Below are 14,468 nucleotides of genomic sequence, written 5' to 3' on the forward strand. Positions count from 1 at the left end.
AAAAAGCCCGGCATCACTGCCGGGCTTTTTTATTGGGGAACGGTGCCGTTGAAGGCAAGGGCGTTTCCGGCAAGATAAAGCGATCCGCCGATCAGGATGCGCGGCGGTGGTCCTTCGGGATCCACACGGCGCGACAGCTCCTCCAGCGCATGGGTCAGCGACGATGTGGGCGCTGCCACCAGACCGGCATCAAAGGCGGCATGGGCAAGCACGACGGGGTCGATCGCCGCATCCGTGCCGCCGATCGGCACGGTGAAGACATATTCGGCAATATCGGCGAAAGCCTTGAAATAACCCACCGGATCCTTGGTATTGATCATGCCCGCGATGATGAAGAGCGGGCGCGGCGTCTTTTCCTCAAAACCTGCCATGGCCTCGGCAATCACTTCACCCGCGCCGGGGTTATGACCGCCATCGATCCAAATTTCCGCGCCCTTCGGGGCGATCTCAGCGATTTTGCCGGTCAGGATGCGCTGCAGACGGCCGGGCCATTCCACTGAAGTCATGGCCTTTTCGATCATCCGTTCCGTCACTTCGAAACCGGCTGCTTTTACGGCGCGGATCGCAGCGGCGGCATTGGCGAGCTGATGGCGGCCGGGAAGACGCGGCAAAGGCGCATCTGCCAGGCCGAACTCATCCTGATAGACCATGCGGCCGAATTCTTCATGGGCGGAAAAATCCTGCCCGTAGACGGAGACCGGGCAACCAAGCCGCTCGGCCGTGGCGACGAGCGTTTCGCGCGCCGCATCATATTCCTGATGGCCGATGACGACGGGCGAACCCTTTTTCATGATGCCAGCCTTTTCGGCGGCGATCAGCTCCACGCGGTCGCCGAGATAGGCTTCATGGTCGAGCGAAATAGGCATGATAATGGAAACGGCAGGGTTATTGATCACATTGGTCGCATCGAAGCGACCGCCCAATCCAACCTCAACGATCGCGGCATCAGCGGGATGCTCCGAAAAAAGCAGGAACATAACAGCCGTCAAAATTTCAAAAACGGTGATCTTCTGCCCATCGTTCGCAACTTCGATGCGACGCAGGGCATCCGCGAAGACAGCGTCTTCAACAAAGCGGCCCCTCTCGCCGGCAACGCCGAGACGATAGCGCTCATGCCAGTTGACGAGATGCGGCTTGGTATGGACATGAACAGGAAGTCCGGCCGCTTCCAGCAAAGCCCGGCAAAAGGCACTGACCGAGCCCTTGCCATTGGTGCCCGCCACATGGATCACCGGCGGCATTCTGTTTTGCGGATTGCCGAGTTTTTCGAGAAGACGGGAAATTCTGTCGAGTGAAAGATCAAACCCCTTGGGGTGGAGCTGCATCAGCTCTTCAATGATCTTTTCGGCCTCACCGATCGCGGGCTTCGTCATGTCTTCCGTTCGCCTTTCAGGCGTTTTGTTTGCCATTTCTCCGCCGCCCCAAAAATCAGATCAGGCAACGTTATAGCATCATCCCGAAGGCAGTTTATGCCTCCGGGCGACATATTTTTTTCCTCAGGCCGAAGCGGCCAGCGGAATGACGGCGTTTGCATTGTCAGCAGGCGCTTTGGTCATGATCTTGAGCAGATTGGCCAGCGTGTCCGGGATTTCGCGACGATCGATGACCATATCCACCATGCCGTGTTCCAGCAGATATTCCGAGGTCTGGAAGCCTTCCGGCAGCTTTTCGCGAATGGTCTGCTCGATAACGCGCTTGCCGGCAAAGCAGATTTCCGCGCCCGGTTCGGCAATATGGACATCGCCCAGCATGGCGTAAGAGGCCGTGACGCCGCCTGTGGTCGGGTTGGTCAGAACCACGATATAGGGCATGCCTGCCTCTTTCAGCATGTTCACCGCAACCGTCGTGCGCGGCAGCTGCATCAGCGAAAGAATGCCTTCCTGCATGCGGGCGCCGCCCGATGCCGGGAACATGACGAGCGGGCAACGCTCGGAGATGGCGCGCTCGAAGGCCTTGACGATGGCCTCGCCGGCAGCAATGCCCAGCGAACCGCCCATGAACTGGAATTCATGCACGACGGCGACGATCTTCAGGCCTTTCAGAAGACCAACGCCGGCAAGGATCGTATCTTCCTGCTCGGTCTTTGCGCGGCTGTCACGCAGGCGATCGGTATATTTCTTGGAATCGCGGAATTTCAGCGGGTCCTGCGCCACTTTCGGCTGGGCCAAGGCCTCATAAATACCACCATCAAAAAGATCGGCAAGGCGTGCCTTGGCCGGCATCTTCATGTGGTAACCGGAAGCCGGGATGACCCACTTGTTGTCTTCCAGATCCTTGTGGAAGACCATCTCACCCGTTTCCGGGCACTTGATCCACAGGTTCTCCGGAACCTCCGGGCGGCGGCCGAGCATGGAATTGATCCGCGGCCGAACGTAATTGGTGATCCAGTTCAACTGTCTACTCCTGACTGGGCCGCGCGCTTATTCCGCAGCGGCGAGGCGCGATGCACGCACGCCCGTTGAAAGTCCTTTTACCAGCGTCGTAACGGCCGGCACAGTGTCGGCGGTCGCCTGCCCGTCCTTGGTCAGGCTGCCCGCAATCTGGTTGACGATGGCGGAACCTACCACCACGCCATCCGCCACGGCGCCGATCGCCTTCGCATGATCGGCCGTCTTGACGCCAAAACCGACACAGACCGGCAGTTCCGTATGCGCCTTGATACGACCGACAGCGCCCGAGATCAACGACGGATCGGGAAGCGCTGAACCGGTGATACCGTTCATCGAGACGTAATACACGAAACCTGAGGTATTTTTAAGGACGGCCGGCAGACGCTTGCCATCCGTGGTCGGCGTCGCCAGGCGGATGAAATTGATGCCACGCGCAAGTGCGGGAATGCAAAGTTCGTCGTCCATTTCCGGCGGCAGGTCAACCACGATCAAGCCATCGATGCCACAGGCAAGCGCGTCGTCCAGGAACTTTTCGACGCCATAGATATAGATCGGATTGTAATAGCCCATCATCACGATCGGCGTCGCATTATCTTGCTTGCGGAACTCGCGGGCGAGATCGAGCGTGGTCTTCAGCGTCTGTCCGCCCTTCAGCGCGCGCTGGCCGGCCAGCTGAATGGCTGGGCCATCCGCCATCGGGTCGGAAAACGGCATGCCGAGTTCGATTACGTCGGCGCCCGCTTCCGGCAGCGCCTTCATGATGCCAAGCGAGGTTTCGAAATCCGGGTCACCGCCCATGAAATAGGTGATCAGGGCCGGGCGATTTTCAGCGCGCAGATCGGCAAAGCGCTTGTCCATACGTGCAGTCATGATCTTATACATCCATTCCAAGGAACTTGCTGACGGTGTGGACATCCTTGTCGCCGCGACCGGAAAGGTTCATCAGGATGATCTCATCCTTGCCCATTTTTGGCGCGCGCTTGATGACTTCGGCCAGAGCATGGCTCGGCTCCAGAGCCGGAATGATACCTTCGAGGCGGGTCAGCATCTGGAAGGCATCCAGCGCCTCGTGGTCCATGATCGGCACATATTCGACGCGGCCGATATCGTTCAGCCAGGAATGTTCAGGGCCGATGCCGGGATAGTCGAGGCCTGCGGAGATCGAATGGCCTTCCTTGATCTGGCCATCCTCATCCTGCAGCAGATAGGTGCGGTTGCCATGCAGCACGCCCGGCGAACCGGCGGTGATCGAGGCGCAATGCTCGTCTCCCGAAAGACCCTTGCCGCCGGCTTCGACGCCAACGATGCGGACATTCTTGTCGTCGAGGAAAGGATGGAAGATGCCGATGGCGTTGGAGCCACCGCCAACAGCGGCAACGACCAGATCCGGCAGGCGACCTTCCGCCTCCAGCATCTGCGCCTTGGCTTCCTCGCCGATGACCGCCTGGAAATCGCGGACCATTTCCGGATAGGGATGCGGGCCGGCCGCGGTACCGATCAGGTAATAGGTATCCTCGACATTGGTGACCCAGTCACGCAATGCCTCGTTCATCGCGTCCTTGAGCGTGCCATGGCCGGCCGTGACCGGCTTTACCTCAGCGCCCAGAAGCTTCATGCGGAATACGTTCGGGGCCTGACGGGCGACGTCAGTCGCGCCCATATAAACGACACAAGGCAGGCCGAAGCGTGCAGCAACCGTTGCCGAGGCGACGCCATGCTGGCCGGCACCGGTTTCGGCGATGATGCGGGTCTTGCCCATGCGCTTGGCCAGCAGGATCTGGCCGAGACAATTGTTGATCTTGTGCGAGCCGGTATGGTTCAGCTCTTCGCGCTTGAAATAGATCTTCGCGCCGCCGAGTTCCGCCGTGAGACGCTCCGCGAAATAAAGCGGGCTCGGGCGGCCGGTGTAGTGCGCGCCGAGATATTTCAGTTCGGCCTGAAACTCGGGATCGCTCTTGGCCTTGTCCCATTCCGCCTGCAAATCCAGGATAAGCGGCATCAGCGTTTCGGCAACGAAGCGTCCTCCGTAAATGCCGAAGCGGCCGTCCTCATCGGGACCAGCACGAAAAGAATTGGGTGTTGGCGTGTCGTTCACTTCAAGCTCCCTTTGGGCCTTTCGACCAATCATTCACCACATCGAAAAAAGCATCGATCTTGGACAAATCCTTGACGCCCGGCGCGCTTTCCACACCGGATGACAAATCCAGCCCGCTCGCCCTGGTTTCCGCCAGCGCCTCGGCGACATTATCCTTGTTCAGCCCTCCGGAAAGCATGTAATCCACACTTTCGTCAAGTGAGCGCAGGATCGTCCAGTCGAACGAGACGCCATTGCCGCCCGGCAGGTCGGAACCGGCGGGCGCCTTGGCATCGAGCAGGAAACGGTCGGCTATGCCGATATAGGGGTCGATTTTGGCAAGATCAGCGGCATCGCGGATGGAAATCGCCTTCATCACAGGTAGGCCGTAAAGCGCCTTGATGTTCAGCAGCCGCTCCGGGCTTTCGCTGCCATGCAGTTGCAGGATATCCGGCCTTACGAGATCGACAATTTCATCGAGATAATCATTATCGGCATCGACGGTGACGGCGACCACCTTGGCAGCACCGCGGGCGGCTTCCGCCAGCCTGCCGGCAATATCGGGCTCGATGTTGCGCGGGCTTTTCTCAAAGAAAATAAAACCGACATGGGACGCGCCGCGCCGGACGGCGCGCTCCAGCGCTTCCGGTGTCTTCAATCCGCAAATCTTGATATCCGGTTTCATACCCGCGACCTGACATGAAATGCGACAAGAGTCGAGCCAAATCGCATCCCTTTTTGATGGAATGTTTCACGTGAATCCAGATGGCGACGCACGCCGCCTGTTTCAATCAAAATCGATGGCGTGAAGTTTGGAGCCGTGACGTTTCAGCCAGTCCTTGGCTTCATTGGTGTGCGGGCAGAGCTTTTCGCACAGCGCCCAGAATTTCGGGCCGTGGTTCATTTCGCTCAGATGCGCGACCTCATGGGCTGCGAGATAGTCGATGACCCTTTCCGGGGCCATGACGATACGCCAGGAGAAACTCAAGTTTCCATCGTGGGAACAGGAACCCCAGCGACTGCGTGTATCCTTCATGCTGATGGACCGCACCGGTCGGCCGGCGGCGCGGGCGTGCATGGCAACCAGCCGTTCCAGATCGGCCTTCGCTTCCTTTTTCAGGAAGGTCGCAATCCGCCGCCTCAGATGCTCCGGCGCACCGCTGACTTTCAGAACAGCCACACCATCAGCGTCTTTCGCAATGTGGGTCAGGCCCCGCAGGCTGCCCGTATGTTCGATGCAATGGGAAATGCCTCTGATATCGATGGTCGCACCGGGACGCAGACCGTCATCAGGGCTGAACTTCAAAAGCTTGCCTTCCAGCCAGCCCTGATGCCTTTCGAGAAAATCATCCACCTGGCGGTGATGCAGTCCCAGCGGGATCGTCAGCTTCAGCGCCCGTCCGCCCGGCTCAATGCGCAAGGTGATGCGCGTGGCCCGCGGGTTTTCCCTCACGCTGATCGGTATCTGCCGGCCCGCCACCGCAACGGTGCGCTGGCTCGGCGCGGCCTTCTTGGGCGCCGGCGACTTCAGGGATTTTCTGAGGAGCGAAAACATGAGCCCTTCATAGCCGATTCGTCGGTCGCTTGGCCACGCAAATGCATGACCTCGCCCGCCACCTAACCCTAAGCAGCCTGATGCTTGCGGATGAAGTCCAGCATGCGCGGCACGATTTCCCTGCGGAAGCGCGAACCATTGAAGACGCCATAGTGCCCCACATCCGGCTGCATGTAGTGAGCGCGTTTGTCTTCAGGAACGTTCCGGCAGAGATCATGGGCCGCCTTCGTCTGGCCGACGCCGGAAATATCATCATTCTCTCCTTCGACGGTGAACAATGCGACATTGCGGATGGCGGTGGGATCAACCGCCCTGCCCCTATGCAGCATCTTCCCCTTCGGAAGCGCATGATCGATGAACACGGTTTCCACCGTCTGCAGATAGAACTCCGCCGTCAGGTCCATCACGGCCAGATATTCATCGTAAAATTCGCGGTGTTTTTCAGCGGAGTCGCCGTCATTCTTGACAAGGTTCAGGTAAAAATCCTTGTGCGCCGTCATGTGCTTGTCGAGGTTCATGGACATGAAACCGGACAGCTGCAGGAAGCCGGGATAGACATTGCGGCCAAACGCAGGCTGCGGCCATGGAACCTGCATGACGACATTGTCGCGGAACCATTCAATGGGCTTCGCCTTGGCAAGACCGTTGACGGCGGTGGGATTAATGCGCGTATCGATCGGGCCCCCCATCAGCGTCATGGATGCCGGCGCAAACGTGTCGCCATCCGCTTCCATCAGCGAGACGGCAGCCAATACCGGCACGGATGGTTGACATACGGCGACCACATGCGCCCGCGGCCCGATCGCGCGCAGCATCTCGATGACGTAACTGATGTAATCATCGAGATCGAAAGTGCCCTCGCTCACCGGCACCATGCGGGCATCGGCCCAATCGGTGATGTAAACATCCGCCGAAGGCAGCAGCGCCTCCACGGTGCCACGCAGCAAGGTGGCATAGTGGCCGGACATCGGCGCCACGAGCAGCACTTTCGGATCCGGTTGCCGGGCAGGATCAAGCTGTTTTTGGAAATGAACGAGATTGCAGAAGGGGCGCGACCAGACGATCTCTTCGGCAACGGCTACGGTCTGGCCATCAACAATCGTCGTGCCAAGGCCGAATTCCGGTTTGACATAACGGCGCGTCAGGCGCTCGAAGACTTCGAAGCCGGCATCGAGGCTTCTCCCGAACGCCGTGCTGGAAAGCGGGTTGAGCGGATTATTGCAGGCCTGGCGCATCATGTCGGCACCGGCGCGCAGCGGCGCCATGGCCGCGTGGTTCATTTCATAGAGGTGGTAGAACACTGATGACGCCTCCCTCGCGATCACGCTCTTTTTTTGACCATAGCAGCTTTTCGCAGGTGCACAAAATCGAAGGCGCCAGCGGTTTCCCGCCAGCGCCTCACTTTCCGTTGAACGCCTTTGCGATCAGATGTCGGCGACAAAAGTCTGCTTCTGGGAACCGAGACCCTCGATGCCGAGTTCCACAACATCGCCAGCCTTCAGGTAACGCGGCGGCTTCAGGCCCATGCCGACGCCCGGAGGTGTGCCGGTGGAAATGACATCGCCGGGATGCAGCGACATGAACTGGCTGAGATAGGAAACCACATGGGCGACGCCGTAGACCATGGTCTTACTGGAACCGTCCTGCATGGTCTGGCCATTGACCTTCAACCACATGCCGAGGTTCTGCGGATCGGCGATTTCTTCCTTCGTCACCAGCCAGGGGCCGATGGGGCCGAAGGTGTCGCAGGACTTGCCCTTGGTCCACTGGCCGGCACGCTCCGTCTGGAAGGCGCGCTCGGACACATCATGCGAAACGCAATAACCGGCGACGTAGTCGAGAGCATCGGCTTCCGAGACGTATTTGGCGGTCTTGCCGATGACGACGCCGAGCTCGACTTCCCAGTCGGTCTTCTCAGAACCGCGCGGAATGGTGACGTTATCGTTCGGACCGACGATGGCCGAGGTCGCCTTCATGAAAATGACCGGTTCCGGCGGTACGGTGGCACCCGTTTCGGCAGCATGGTCGGAGAAGTTGAGGCCGATGCAGATGAATTTTCCCGTACCGGCAACGCAAGCGCCGATGCGCTCATCGCTCAACACCGGCAGGGTGGAAAGATCGATCGCGGCGATCTTCTTGAGGCCCTCGGGAGAAATCGCGTCGCCGCCGATATCTTTCACATGGGCGGACAGATCGCGGACTTTTCCTTCCGCGTCAAGGATTGCTGGTTTTTCCTGGCCGGGCTGGCCAACACGCATCAATTTCATGGAACTCTCTCCCGGTTGTCAGACAAGGTGATGCATATATGAACGATGCATTCATACTTGTCACCCCTTGACTGCGCCAAGTTTCGAAAAATACCTTTTCCTTCCCGGCAATCAAAAGGACACGGCCCGTGACGAACAGCAATAACAGGCAATCCGAATATCCCGTCGATCCCCTTTTCCTCAACCGCTGGTCTCCGCGCGCCTTTAATGGCAGCCCCATGCCGGCAGAGCATCTGATGACCATTCTGGATGCGGCGCACTGGGCACCCTCCGCCTCCAATTATCAGCCGTGGCGGTTTGTCTATGCGTATAAGGATAGCGAAGACTGGCCGCTCTTCGTGGAACTGCTGATGGAAGGAAACCAGCGCTGGGCAAAAAACGCCTCCGTGCTGCTCTTCGTCATTTCCCGCGACTACAACATCTCGCGCGAAGGCGAGAAAAAACCTTCGGCGACCCATTCCTTCGATGCAGGTGCCGCCTGGTTTTCGCTTGCCATGCAGGCCCACCTGCTTGGTTACCACGCCCACGGCATGGCTGGCATATTGAAGGACAAGATCGTTGAAAAACTGAACGTGCCGGAAGGTTACAAGGTGGAGGCCGGGGTTGCCATCGGCATACTGACCGACAAATCCGTTCTCCCTGATGATCTGGCGGAGCGGGAAGTGCCGAGTAAACGACTGCCCCTGTCGGATGTGGCCTTCGAAGGACGCTTCACCGGCAAGGTTGATTGATATTCTCCGAATGACAAAAGGCCCGGCGGAAATGAACCGCCGGGCCTTTTGTTAAAATTTCGTTTCACGTGAATCGTTTCGCGAAACGCTCCACGAGATTAAATATCGAGGTTTGCGACGCTCAGCGCATTTTCCTGGATGAAGTCGCGGCGCGGCTCCACTTCGTCGCCCATCAGCCGGGCGAACAGGCCGTCGGCATCCGTCGCGTCGCTCACTCTCACCTGAAGCAGGGAACGAACGTTGGCGTCGAGCGTTGTTTCCCAAAGCTGCTCCGCATTCATTTCGCCGAGGCCCTTATAGCGCTGCATGGAAAGACCCTTGCGGCCCGCGGCGAAAATCGCATCCAGAAGCGCGCGCGGACCGGCAAGCTCCATGGTGCCATCCTTACGTTGCAGGACCGGCGAAGTGGCATAGATATCGCGCGTGCGGGCTGCGAGCTGATCGATATGACGGGCGTCAGCCGAACCGAGCAGGCCCATATCCAGCGTCGAGACTTCCTTGACGCCGCGCACCATGCGCTCGAAGCGCAAGCCGCCATCCTGCAGCACCGTGCCGGACCAGCCGCGCTCGGTTTCTTCCGCGATCATGTCAAGACGCCGCGCCACTTCGGCAACGGTTTCCTCGGCGCGGGCGGCGTCGGCCGAAAGCTCGGGGTTCAGCGCACCGGCAATGGCGGCCTGCTCCACGATAGAGCGGCTGTAACGCGAATGCAGCCCATCGATCAGCGAGCGCATGCGCACCGCATCGAGAATGACTTCGCGAAGATCGGCACCGATGCGCACTTCTCCGGAACCGAGCGTCAGCGAAGCTTCCTCGATACCCATGGAAATCAGGTACTCTTCCAGCGCCTTTTCATCCTTGAGGTATTGCACGGATTTGCCACGCGTGACCTTATAAAGCGGCGGCTGGGCGATATAGAGATGGCCCCGCTCGATCAGCTCCGGCATCTGGCGGAAGAAGAAGGTCAGGAGCAGGGTACGGATGTGGGCGCCGTCGACGTCAGCATCCGTCATGATGATGATCTTGTGGTAACGCAGCTTGTCGGCGTTGAACTCGTCCTTGCCGATGGAGGTGCCGAGCGCCGTGATCAGCGTGCCGATTTCCTGGCTGGACAACATCTTGTCGAAACGCGCGCGTTCGACATTGAGGATCTTGCCGCGCAGCGGCAGGATGGCCTGGGTTTCGCGCGAGCGGCCCTGCTTGGCCGAACCGCCAGCGGAATCACCCTCGACGAGGAAGAGTTCGGATTTCGCCGGATCGCGCTCTGAGCAATCGGCAAGCTTGCCGGGCAGAGAGGCGATATCGAGAGCGCCCTTGCGTCGGGTCAACTCGCGTGCCTTGCGGGCAGCTTCGCGGGCCACTGCCGCTTCCACCACCTTGCCCACGAGGATTCTTGCGTCGGAAGGATGTTCTTCCAGCCAGGTGGAAAGCGCTTCGTTGACAAGGCTTTCCACGACGGGACGCACTTCGGACGAAACGAGCTTGTCTTTCGTCTGCGAGGAAAACTTGGGGTCGGGAACCTTGACGGAAAGAATGGCCGTCAAACCTTCACGGCAGTCCTCACCCTGCAGGCTCACCTTTTCCTTTTTCAGGATGCCCGAAGTTTCAGCATAGGAAGTTACCTGACGGGTCAGCGCCGCGCGGAAACCGGCCATATGGGTGCCGCCGTCGCGCTGGGGAATGTTGTTGGTAAAACAAAGCACGTTCTCGTGGTAGCTGTCGTTCCACCAGAGCGCGACCTCAACCGTAATGCCGTCCTTTTCACCCTTGATGGCGACAGGCTTGTCGACCAGCGGCTTCTTGGCGCGGTCGAGATAACGGACGAAGGCTTCGAGGCCGCCATCATACAGCAGCTCTTCCTGCTTGATATCAGAATGGCGCTTGTCGGTGAGCAGGATGCGAACGCCGGAATTCAGGAATGCGAGTTCGCGCAGGCGATGCTCCAGCGTTCCATAATCATAGTCCGTCATGGTGAAGGTCTGCGGGCTCGCCAGGAAGGTCACTTCCGTTCCCGAGCGGCCTTCATATTCGCCAATGACGGAAAGCGGCGCATCGGCGACACCATGGGTGAAGCCGATTTCGTGCAGCTTGCCGTTACGGCGAATCCTGAGCTTCAGCCAGACGGAAAGCGCATTGACCACCGAGACGCCCACGCCATGCAGACCGCCCGACACCTTATAGGAGTTCTGGTCGAATTTGCCGCCCGCATGCAGCTGGGTCATGATGACTTCGGCGGCGGAAACGCCTTCGGAAGAATGGATATCGGTTGGAATGCCGCGCCCGTTATCCGTCACCGTCACCGATCCGTCGGCGTTCAGCGTCACCGTCACCAGATCGGCATGACCGGCAAGCGCCTCGTCGATGGCGTTGTCGACGACCTCATAGACCATGTGGTGCAGGCCGGAACCGTCATCGGTATCGCCGATATACATGCCGGGCCGTTTGCGCACGGCATCAAGGCCCTTGAGGACCTTGATCGAATCGGCTCCATATTCCGCGTTCGCGCCGACTTCGCTTGACGATGTTTCGGTCATAAATACTCTTTCCAAAGTTTTCTCGGGCCAGGTTTCCAGTGAGAGGGCCTGAAGCCAGCGAATCACTCAAATCCGACATGCGACTATAGAAATTCTACACCCAATCCCAAAGGCCGCATGCTTCAGGATGCTGCATAAAGCAGGGGATAGAGGGGTTTCAATCGCAAGAACGGCTTTTTTGCAGCACGGCTGACAGTTCCTCTACCACACTCGGCGGCAGCTTGCGAATATCCCGTGCCAGCCGGTTGGCGAAAGCCGTATATTGCGGCGGCAGACCGATGGTGTCGATCACCACTTTCGGGTCGGACGAGCCGGCCAGAAAGAACAATTCCTCCGCCTCGTCCCAGATGATGTTGAAATATCCGGCGATGCGCTGAAGCAGATCGAAGCTCGGCTTGCCGCGCTTGCCGTGTTCCAGTGCCGAGAGATAGGCGGGCGATACGCCGATAGCGGCGGCCATTTCCCTCTGCGTTACGCCCTTGCGTTCCCGCAGTTGCCGCACGGCCTCCGCAAAGGGCGTCATGATTTTTCACTCCGCCGCCGCGAAAGCCGCACATAGAGCGCGCCGTCGCCGCCGTGATTGGCCGAGGCATCCTCATAGGACGAGATCAGGTGACGATATTCCGGTTTGGAGAACCACATGGGCACCGCTCTTTTCAAGGCACCGTCGCTGCCGATGGAACGCCCCTTGCCCGTTATGACAAGCACATGCCGCAAACCGCGTTCATGCGCGCGCAACAGAAAATCAAGCAGCACCGCATGGGCTTCGCTCTGGAACATGCCGTGCAGATCGATCCGCCCTTCCAGCGGCAGCCGGCCACGGGTGAGCTTGCGCTTGACCGGTTTTTCCATCGGCTGATGAATTTTCGGCTTTTTGTCCGGCGCCAGCGGCGTTGGTTCGGCCGGCTCCACAAGCATGCGCGGAAATGTGCTTTTGCCTGCCTGCGAAACCTCGGATTCCGCCAGAGGTTCCTCCATGCCATCGAAAGCCAGCAAGTCTTCCAGCCTGCCGGAGATCGGACGCGTGGTTTTTGCGACCTTTCCCCACAGAATGCGTTCTTCCTTACCGAGCTTGCGACTGCCCTTCATCACCGATACCTCTGCGCAGCAACCCGCGGTATCAATATATAAAACTCGGCCTCATTGCGCACCGTGCCGGCAAGCTCTCCCGCTTCGAAACCCGAGCCGGTGAAAATATCACCACGCGCCGGGCCGACGATCGCCGACCCCGTATCGAGCGCCAGCATCAGCCGGGTAAAAGGCTTTCCCTCGTCCAGATGGGTGAGCGACGGTGAATGGATGAAGAAGGGAAGCCCGAACGTATGAATGAGCCGGTCCACGGCAAGTGATCGCCCGGCGACAAGCGGCACCTTGGCGGCGGCAATCGGTCCCATATCCTGATCGGCGACATCCGCCTCCCGGAAAAAAATGTAGGAGCGGTTATGCCATAGCACCCCATCCACCTCGTCCGGGTGTTCGGCAAGCCATTTGCGGATCGTCTGCATCGACACGGTTTTCGGATCGAGTTCGCCACGATCGAGCAGCAGACGGCCAATCGGCGAAAAAGCATGTCCGGCCTTGGCCGCATAGGTGATGCGCTTTACCGCACCATCCGGAAACACCAGACGCGCCGCACCCTGGACATGAACGAAAAACAGGTCGACCTTCGATCTTGCCCAGGCAATCTCAAGGCCCCTTCCCTCCAGATACCCTTCATCGATCTCCCGGCGGTCGGGAAAATAGGAAATACCGTTTTCATCCGCCCTGCCGAAAGCATAGGACGTATCAAAGCCGGAGGGCCGATTGGCATCGTCGATATCGATAAGTTCCGGCGGCCGCCGGTAAATAGGATAACGCCAGGTGTCGTCGGGCTTAGACGATACTTCCAGGTCGGGTTCGTAAAAGGCGGTCACGAAACCGCTTTTTCCCTCAGATGGAGAAATCCTGAAAGGCACGCAATTGGTTTCAAAAAACCGGCGCGCCATTTCAGGACTGTTTGCATCGCTCTTCTCAGCGACTTCCAGAAGCGAGATCAGTTCCGCCGCCGTGACCCCGAGCGCGCCGGTCCTGTAGGGTTTTGCGCTCCGAAGATGCGACAGGATCGTCGCCATCGCCGGAAAAAGCTTGCCCGGATCGTCTTGCCGCCATCCGGGCAGGTCGCTGAAAGAAACTTCTTCGATCGAAAAGGGCGCGGTCATTGCTCGGATTCGGTAGCGATCAGCTTCCAGTTCGGATCGCGCGAGCGAATATCGCGCGAGAAGGTCCAGATGTCGTCCACCTCCGCAACCGCATCCGGATCGCCATCCACCAGCTTGCCATCCTTGTCATAGGTGGCCGAAATCAGCTGGCTGACGATCCTCAGCGTGATCTGCACTTCGGAATCGCGCACACCGGCCTGGGTAATATCTGCCTTCTCGATGCCCACGAAGGTGGACTTCACCACCTCGCCGCGACCTTCCCGCTCGGAAATCGCCGCTTCGAAACCATCGAAGACCTCCTTCGACAGAAGGTTCTTGAGCGTCTTGCGGTCGCCATCGGCAAAGCCCATGACGATCATTTCATAGGCCATACGCGCACCGTTCAGGAATTCCTTCGGCCCGAAGGACGGATCCCTGGTCATCACCTCACGCAGCGAAGCGTTGAGCGGCGTATCGACGGGCGCAAGCGCATCCGCCTCGGCGAAACGATTTTCGTCGTCGGCCTCATTGCGCCGCGGCAGGGTCACGACCTTGTTATCCTCCGTGACGGGGCCTTTTGCCACGTCGCGCGGGCTATAGGGGTCGAATGGCGGCTTTTCATTGCCTGTGCGACGGCCGAGGACACTGCGCAGCTGAAAGAAGATCAGCACCGCTGCAACGAGAAAAAACAATGTGATAAAGTCGCTGAAGCCCATCTTTTACCAAAACCGCCATTTAAA

14 protein-coding genes are annotated in these 14,468 nt (G+C 59.0%); 1 reads left to right on the forward strand and 13 read right to left on the reverse strand.

The window, feature by feature from the left end:
* Positions 1-29: 29 nt before the first annotated feature.
* The 8 genes from AC5YUO_RS07915 to AC5YUO_RS07950 all read right to left on the reverse strand — a co-directional run bounded on the left by AC5YUO_RS07915 (position 30) and on the right by AC5YUO_RS07950 (position 8,286).
* Complete coding sequence (locus AC5YUO_RS07915) at positions 30-1,409, reverse strand: bifunctional folylpolyglutamate synthase/dihydrofolate synthase (protein WP_496152910.1); 1,380 nt, start codon at positions 1,407-1,409, stop codon at positions 30-32.
* Positions 1,410-1,496: 87 nt separating this feature from the next.
* A complete protein-coding gene (gene accD / locus AC5YUO_RS07920) occupies positions 1,497-2,393 on the reverse strand; it encodes an acetyl-CoA carboxylase, carboxyltransferase subunit beta (protein ID WP_400817306.1) in 897 nt (298 codons plus the stop codon).
* Between the two features lie 27 nt (positions 2,394-2,420).
* On the reverse strand, positions 2,421-3,260 hold the full coding sequence (gene trpA, locus AC5YUO_RS07925; RefSeq protein ID WP_400817308.1) for a tryptophan synthase subunit alpha: 840 nt from the start codon (positions 3,258-3,260) through the stop codon (positions 2,421-2,423).
* A gap of 4 nt (positions 3,261-3,264) precedes the next feature.
* On the reverse strand, positions 3,265-4,485 hold the full coding sequence (gene trpB, locus AC5YUO_RS07930) for a tryptophan synthase subunit beta (protein WP_496152911.1): 1,221 nt from the start codon (positions 4,483-4,485) through the stop codon (positions 3,265-3,267).
* Position 4,486: 1 nt separating this feature from the next.
* Positions 4,487-5,149, reverse strand: coding sequence for a phosphoribosylanthranilate isomerase (locus AC5YUO_RS07935; RefSeq protein ID WP_496152912.1), 663 nt, complete (start codon positions 5,147-5,149; stop codon positions 4,487-4,489).
* A gap of 102 nt (positions 5,150-5,251) precedes the next feature.
* A complete protein-coding gene (locus tag AC5YUO_RS07940; protein ID WP_496152913.1) occupies positions 5,252-6,019 on the reverse strand; it encodes a M48 family metallopeptidase in 768 nt (255 codons plus the stop codon).
* A 68-nt stretch (positions 6,020-6,087) separates the two neighbouring features.
* Positions 6,088-7,320 (reverse strand): polyhydroxyalkanoate depolymerase, encoded by a 1,233-nt coding sequence (locus tag AC5YUO_RS07945; protein ID WP_496152914.1) that lies wholly within the window; start codon positions 7,318-7,320, stop codon positions 6,088-6,090.
* A gap of 123 nt (positions 7,321-7,443) precedes the next feature.
* A complete protein-coding gene (locus AC5YUO_RS07950; RefSeq protein ID WP_496152915.1) occupies positions 7,444-8,286 on the reverse strand; it encodes a fumarylacetoacetate hydrolase family protein in 843 nt (280 codons plus the stop codon).
* A 128-nt stretch (positions 8,287-8,414) separates the two neighbouring features.
* Here AC5YUO_RS07950 and AC5YUO_RS07955 point away from each other — a divergent pair, with 128 nt between their 5' ends.
* The gene (locus tag AC5YUO_RS07955; protein WP_496152916.1) at positions 8,415-9,017 is read left to right on the forward strand and encodes a nitroreductase family protein; all 603 of its coding nucleotides are present in this window, start codon (positions 8,415-8,417) and stop codon (positions 9,015-9,017) included.
* A gap of 98 nt (positions 9,018-9,115) precedes the next feature.
* Here AC5YUO_RS07955 and gyrB read toward each other — a convergent pair whose 3' ends face one another.
* The 5 genes from gyrB to AC5YUO_RS07980 all read right to left on the reverse strand — a co-directional run bounded on the left by gyrB (position 9,116) and on the right by AC5YUO_RS07980 (position 14,444).
* Positions 9,116-11,551, reverse strand: coding sequence for a DNA topoisomerase (ATP-hydrolyzing) subunit B (gene gyrB / locus AC5YUO_RS07960; protein ID WP_400817321.1), 2,436 nt, complete (start codon positions 11,549-11,551; stop codon positions 9,116-9,118).
* A 157-nt stretch (positions 11,552-11,708) separates the two neighbouring features.
* Entirely contained in the window at positions 11,709-12,074 is a 366-nt protein-coding gene (locus tag AC5YUO_RS07965) for a helix-turn-helix domain-containing protein (RefSeq protein ID WP_400817323.1), read from the reverse strand.
* Positions 12,071-12,640, reverse strand: coding sequence for a Smr/MutS family protein (locus AC5YUO_RS07970; protein ID WP_496154827.1), 570 nt, complete (start codon positions 12,638-12,640; stop codon positions 12,071-12,073). The genes AC5YUO_RS07965 and AC5YUO_RS07970 overlap by 4 nt, the downstream gene beginning before the upstream one ends.
* On the reverse strand, positions 12,640-13,749 hold the full coding sequence (gene mltA, locus AC5YUO_RS07975) for a murein transglycosylase A (RefSeq protein WP_496152917.1): 1,110 nt from the start codon (positions 13,747-13,749) through the stop codon (positions 12,640-12,642). Before mltA ends, AC5YUO_RS07970 begins: the two co-directional genes overlap by 1 nt.
* A complete protein-coding gene (locus AC5YUO_RS07980) occupies positions 13,746-14,444 on the reverse strand; it encodes a Tim44/TimA family putative adaptor protein (RefSeq protein WP_400817327.1) in 699 nt (232 codons plus the stop codon). The genes mltA and AC5YUO_RS07980 overlap by 4 nt, the downstream gene beginning before the upstream one ends.
* Positions 14,445-14,468: the final 24 nt, after the last annotated feature.

The organism is Agrobacterium sp. LEGMi-208b, assembly GCF_059511785.1.

Coding starts and splice junctions, on each gene's coding strand:
- gyrB (WP_400817321.1), bottom strand. CDS start 11,551: ATGACCGAAACATCGTCAAGCGAAGTCGGCGCGAACGCGGAATATGGA.
- AC5YUO_RS07980 (WP_400817327.1), bottom strand. CDS start 14,444: ATGGGCTTCAGCGACTTTATCACATTGTTTTTTCTCGTTGCAGCGGTG.
- AC5YUO_RS07965 (WP_400817323.1), bottom strand. CDS start 12,074: ATGACGCCCTTTGCGGAGGCCGTGCGGCAACTGCGGGAACGCAAGGGC.
- trpA (WP_400817308.1), bottom strand. CDS start 3,260: ATGACTGCACGTATGGACAAGCGCTTTGCCGATCTGCGCGCTGAAAAT.
- AC5YUO_RS07915 (WP_496152910.1), bottom strand. CDS start 1,409: ATGGCAAACAAAACGCCTGAAAGGCGAACGGAAGACATGACGAAGCCC.
- AC5YUO_RS07940 (WP_496152913.1), bottom strand. CDS start 6,019: ATGTTTTCGCTCCTCAGAAAATCCCTGAAGTCGCCGGCGCCCAAGAAG.
- AC5YUO_RS07950 (WP_496152915.1), bottom strand. CDS start 8,286: ATGAAATTGATGCGTGTTGGCCAGCCCGGCCAGGAAAAACCAGCAATC.
- AC5YUO_RS07970 (WP_496154827.1), bottom strand. CDS start 12,640: ATGAAGGGCAGTCGCAAGCTCGGTAAGGAAGAACGCATTCTGTGGGGA.
- AC5YUO_RS07935 (WP_496152912.1), bottom strand. CDS start 5,149: ATGAAACCGGATATCAAGATTTGCGGATTGAAGACACCGGAAGCGCTG.
- mltA (WP_496152917.1), bottom strand. CDS start 13,749: ATGACCGCGCCCTTTTCGATCGAAGAAGTTTCTTTCAGCGACCTGCCC.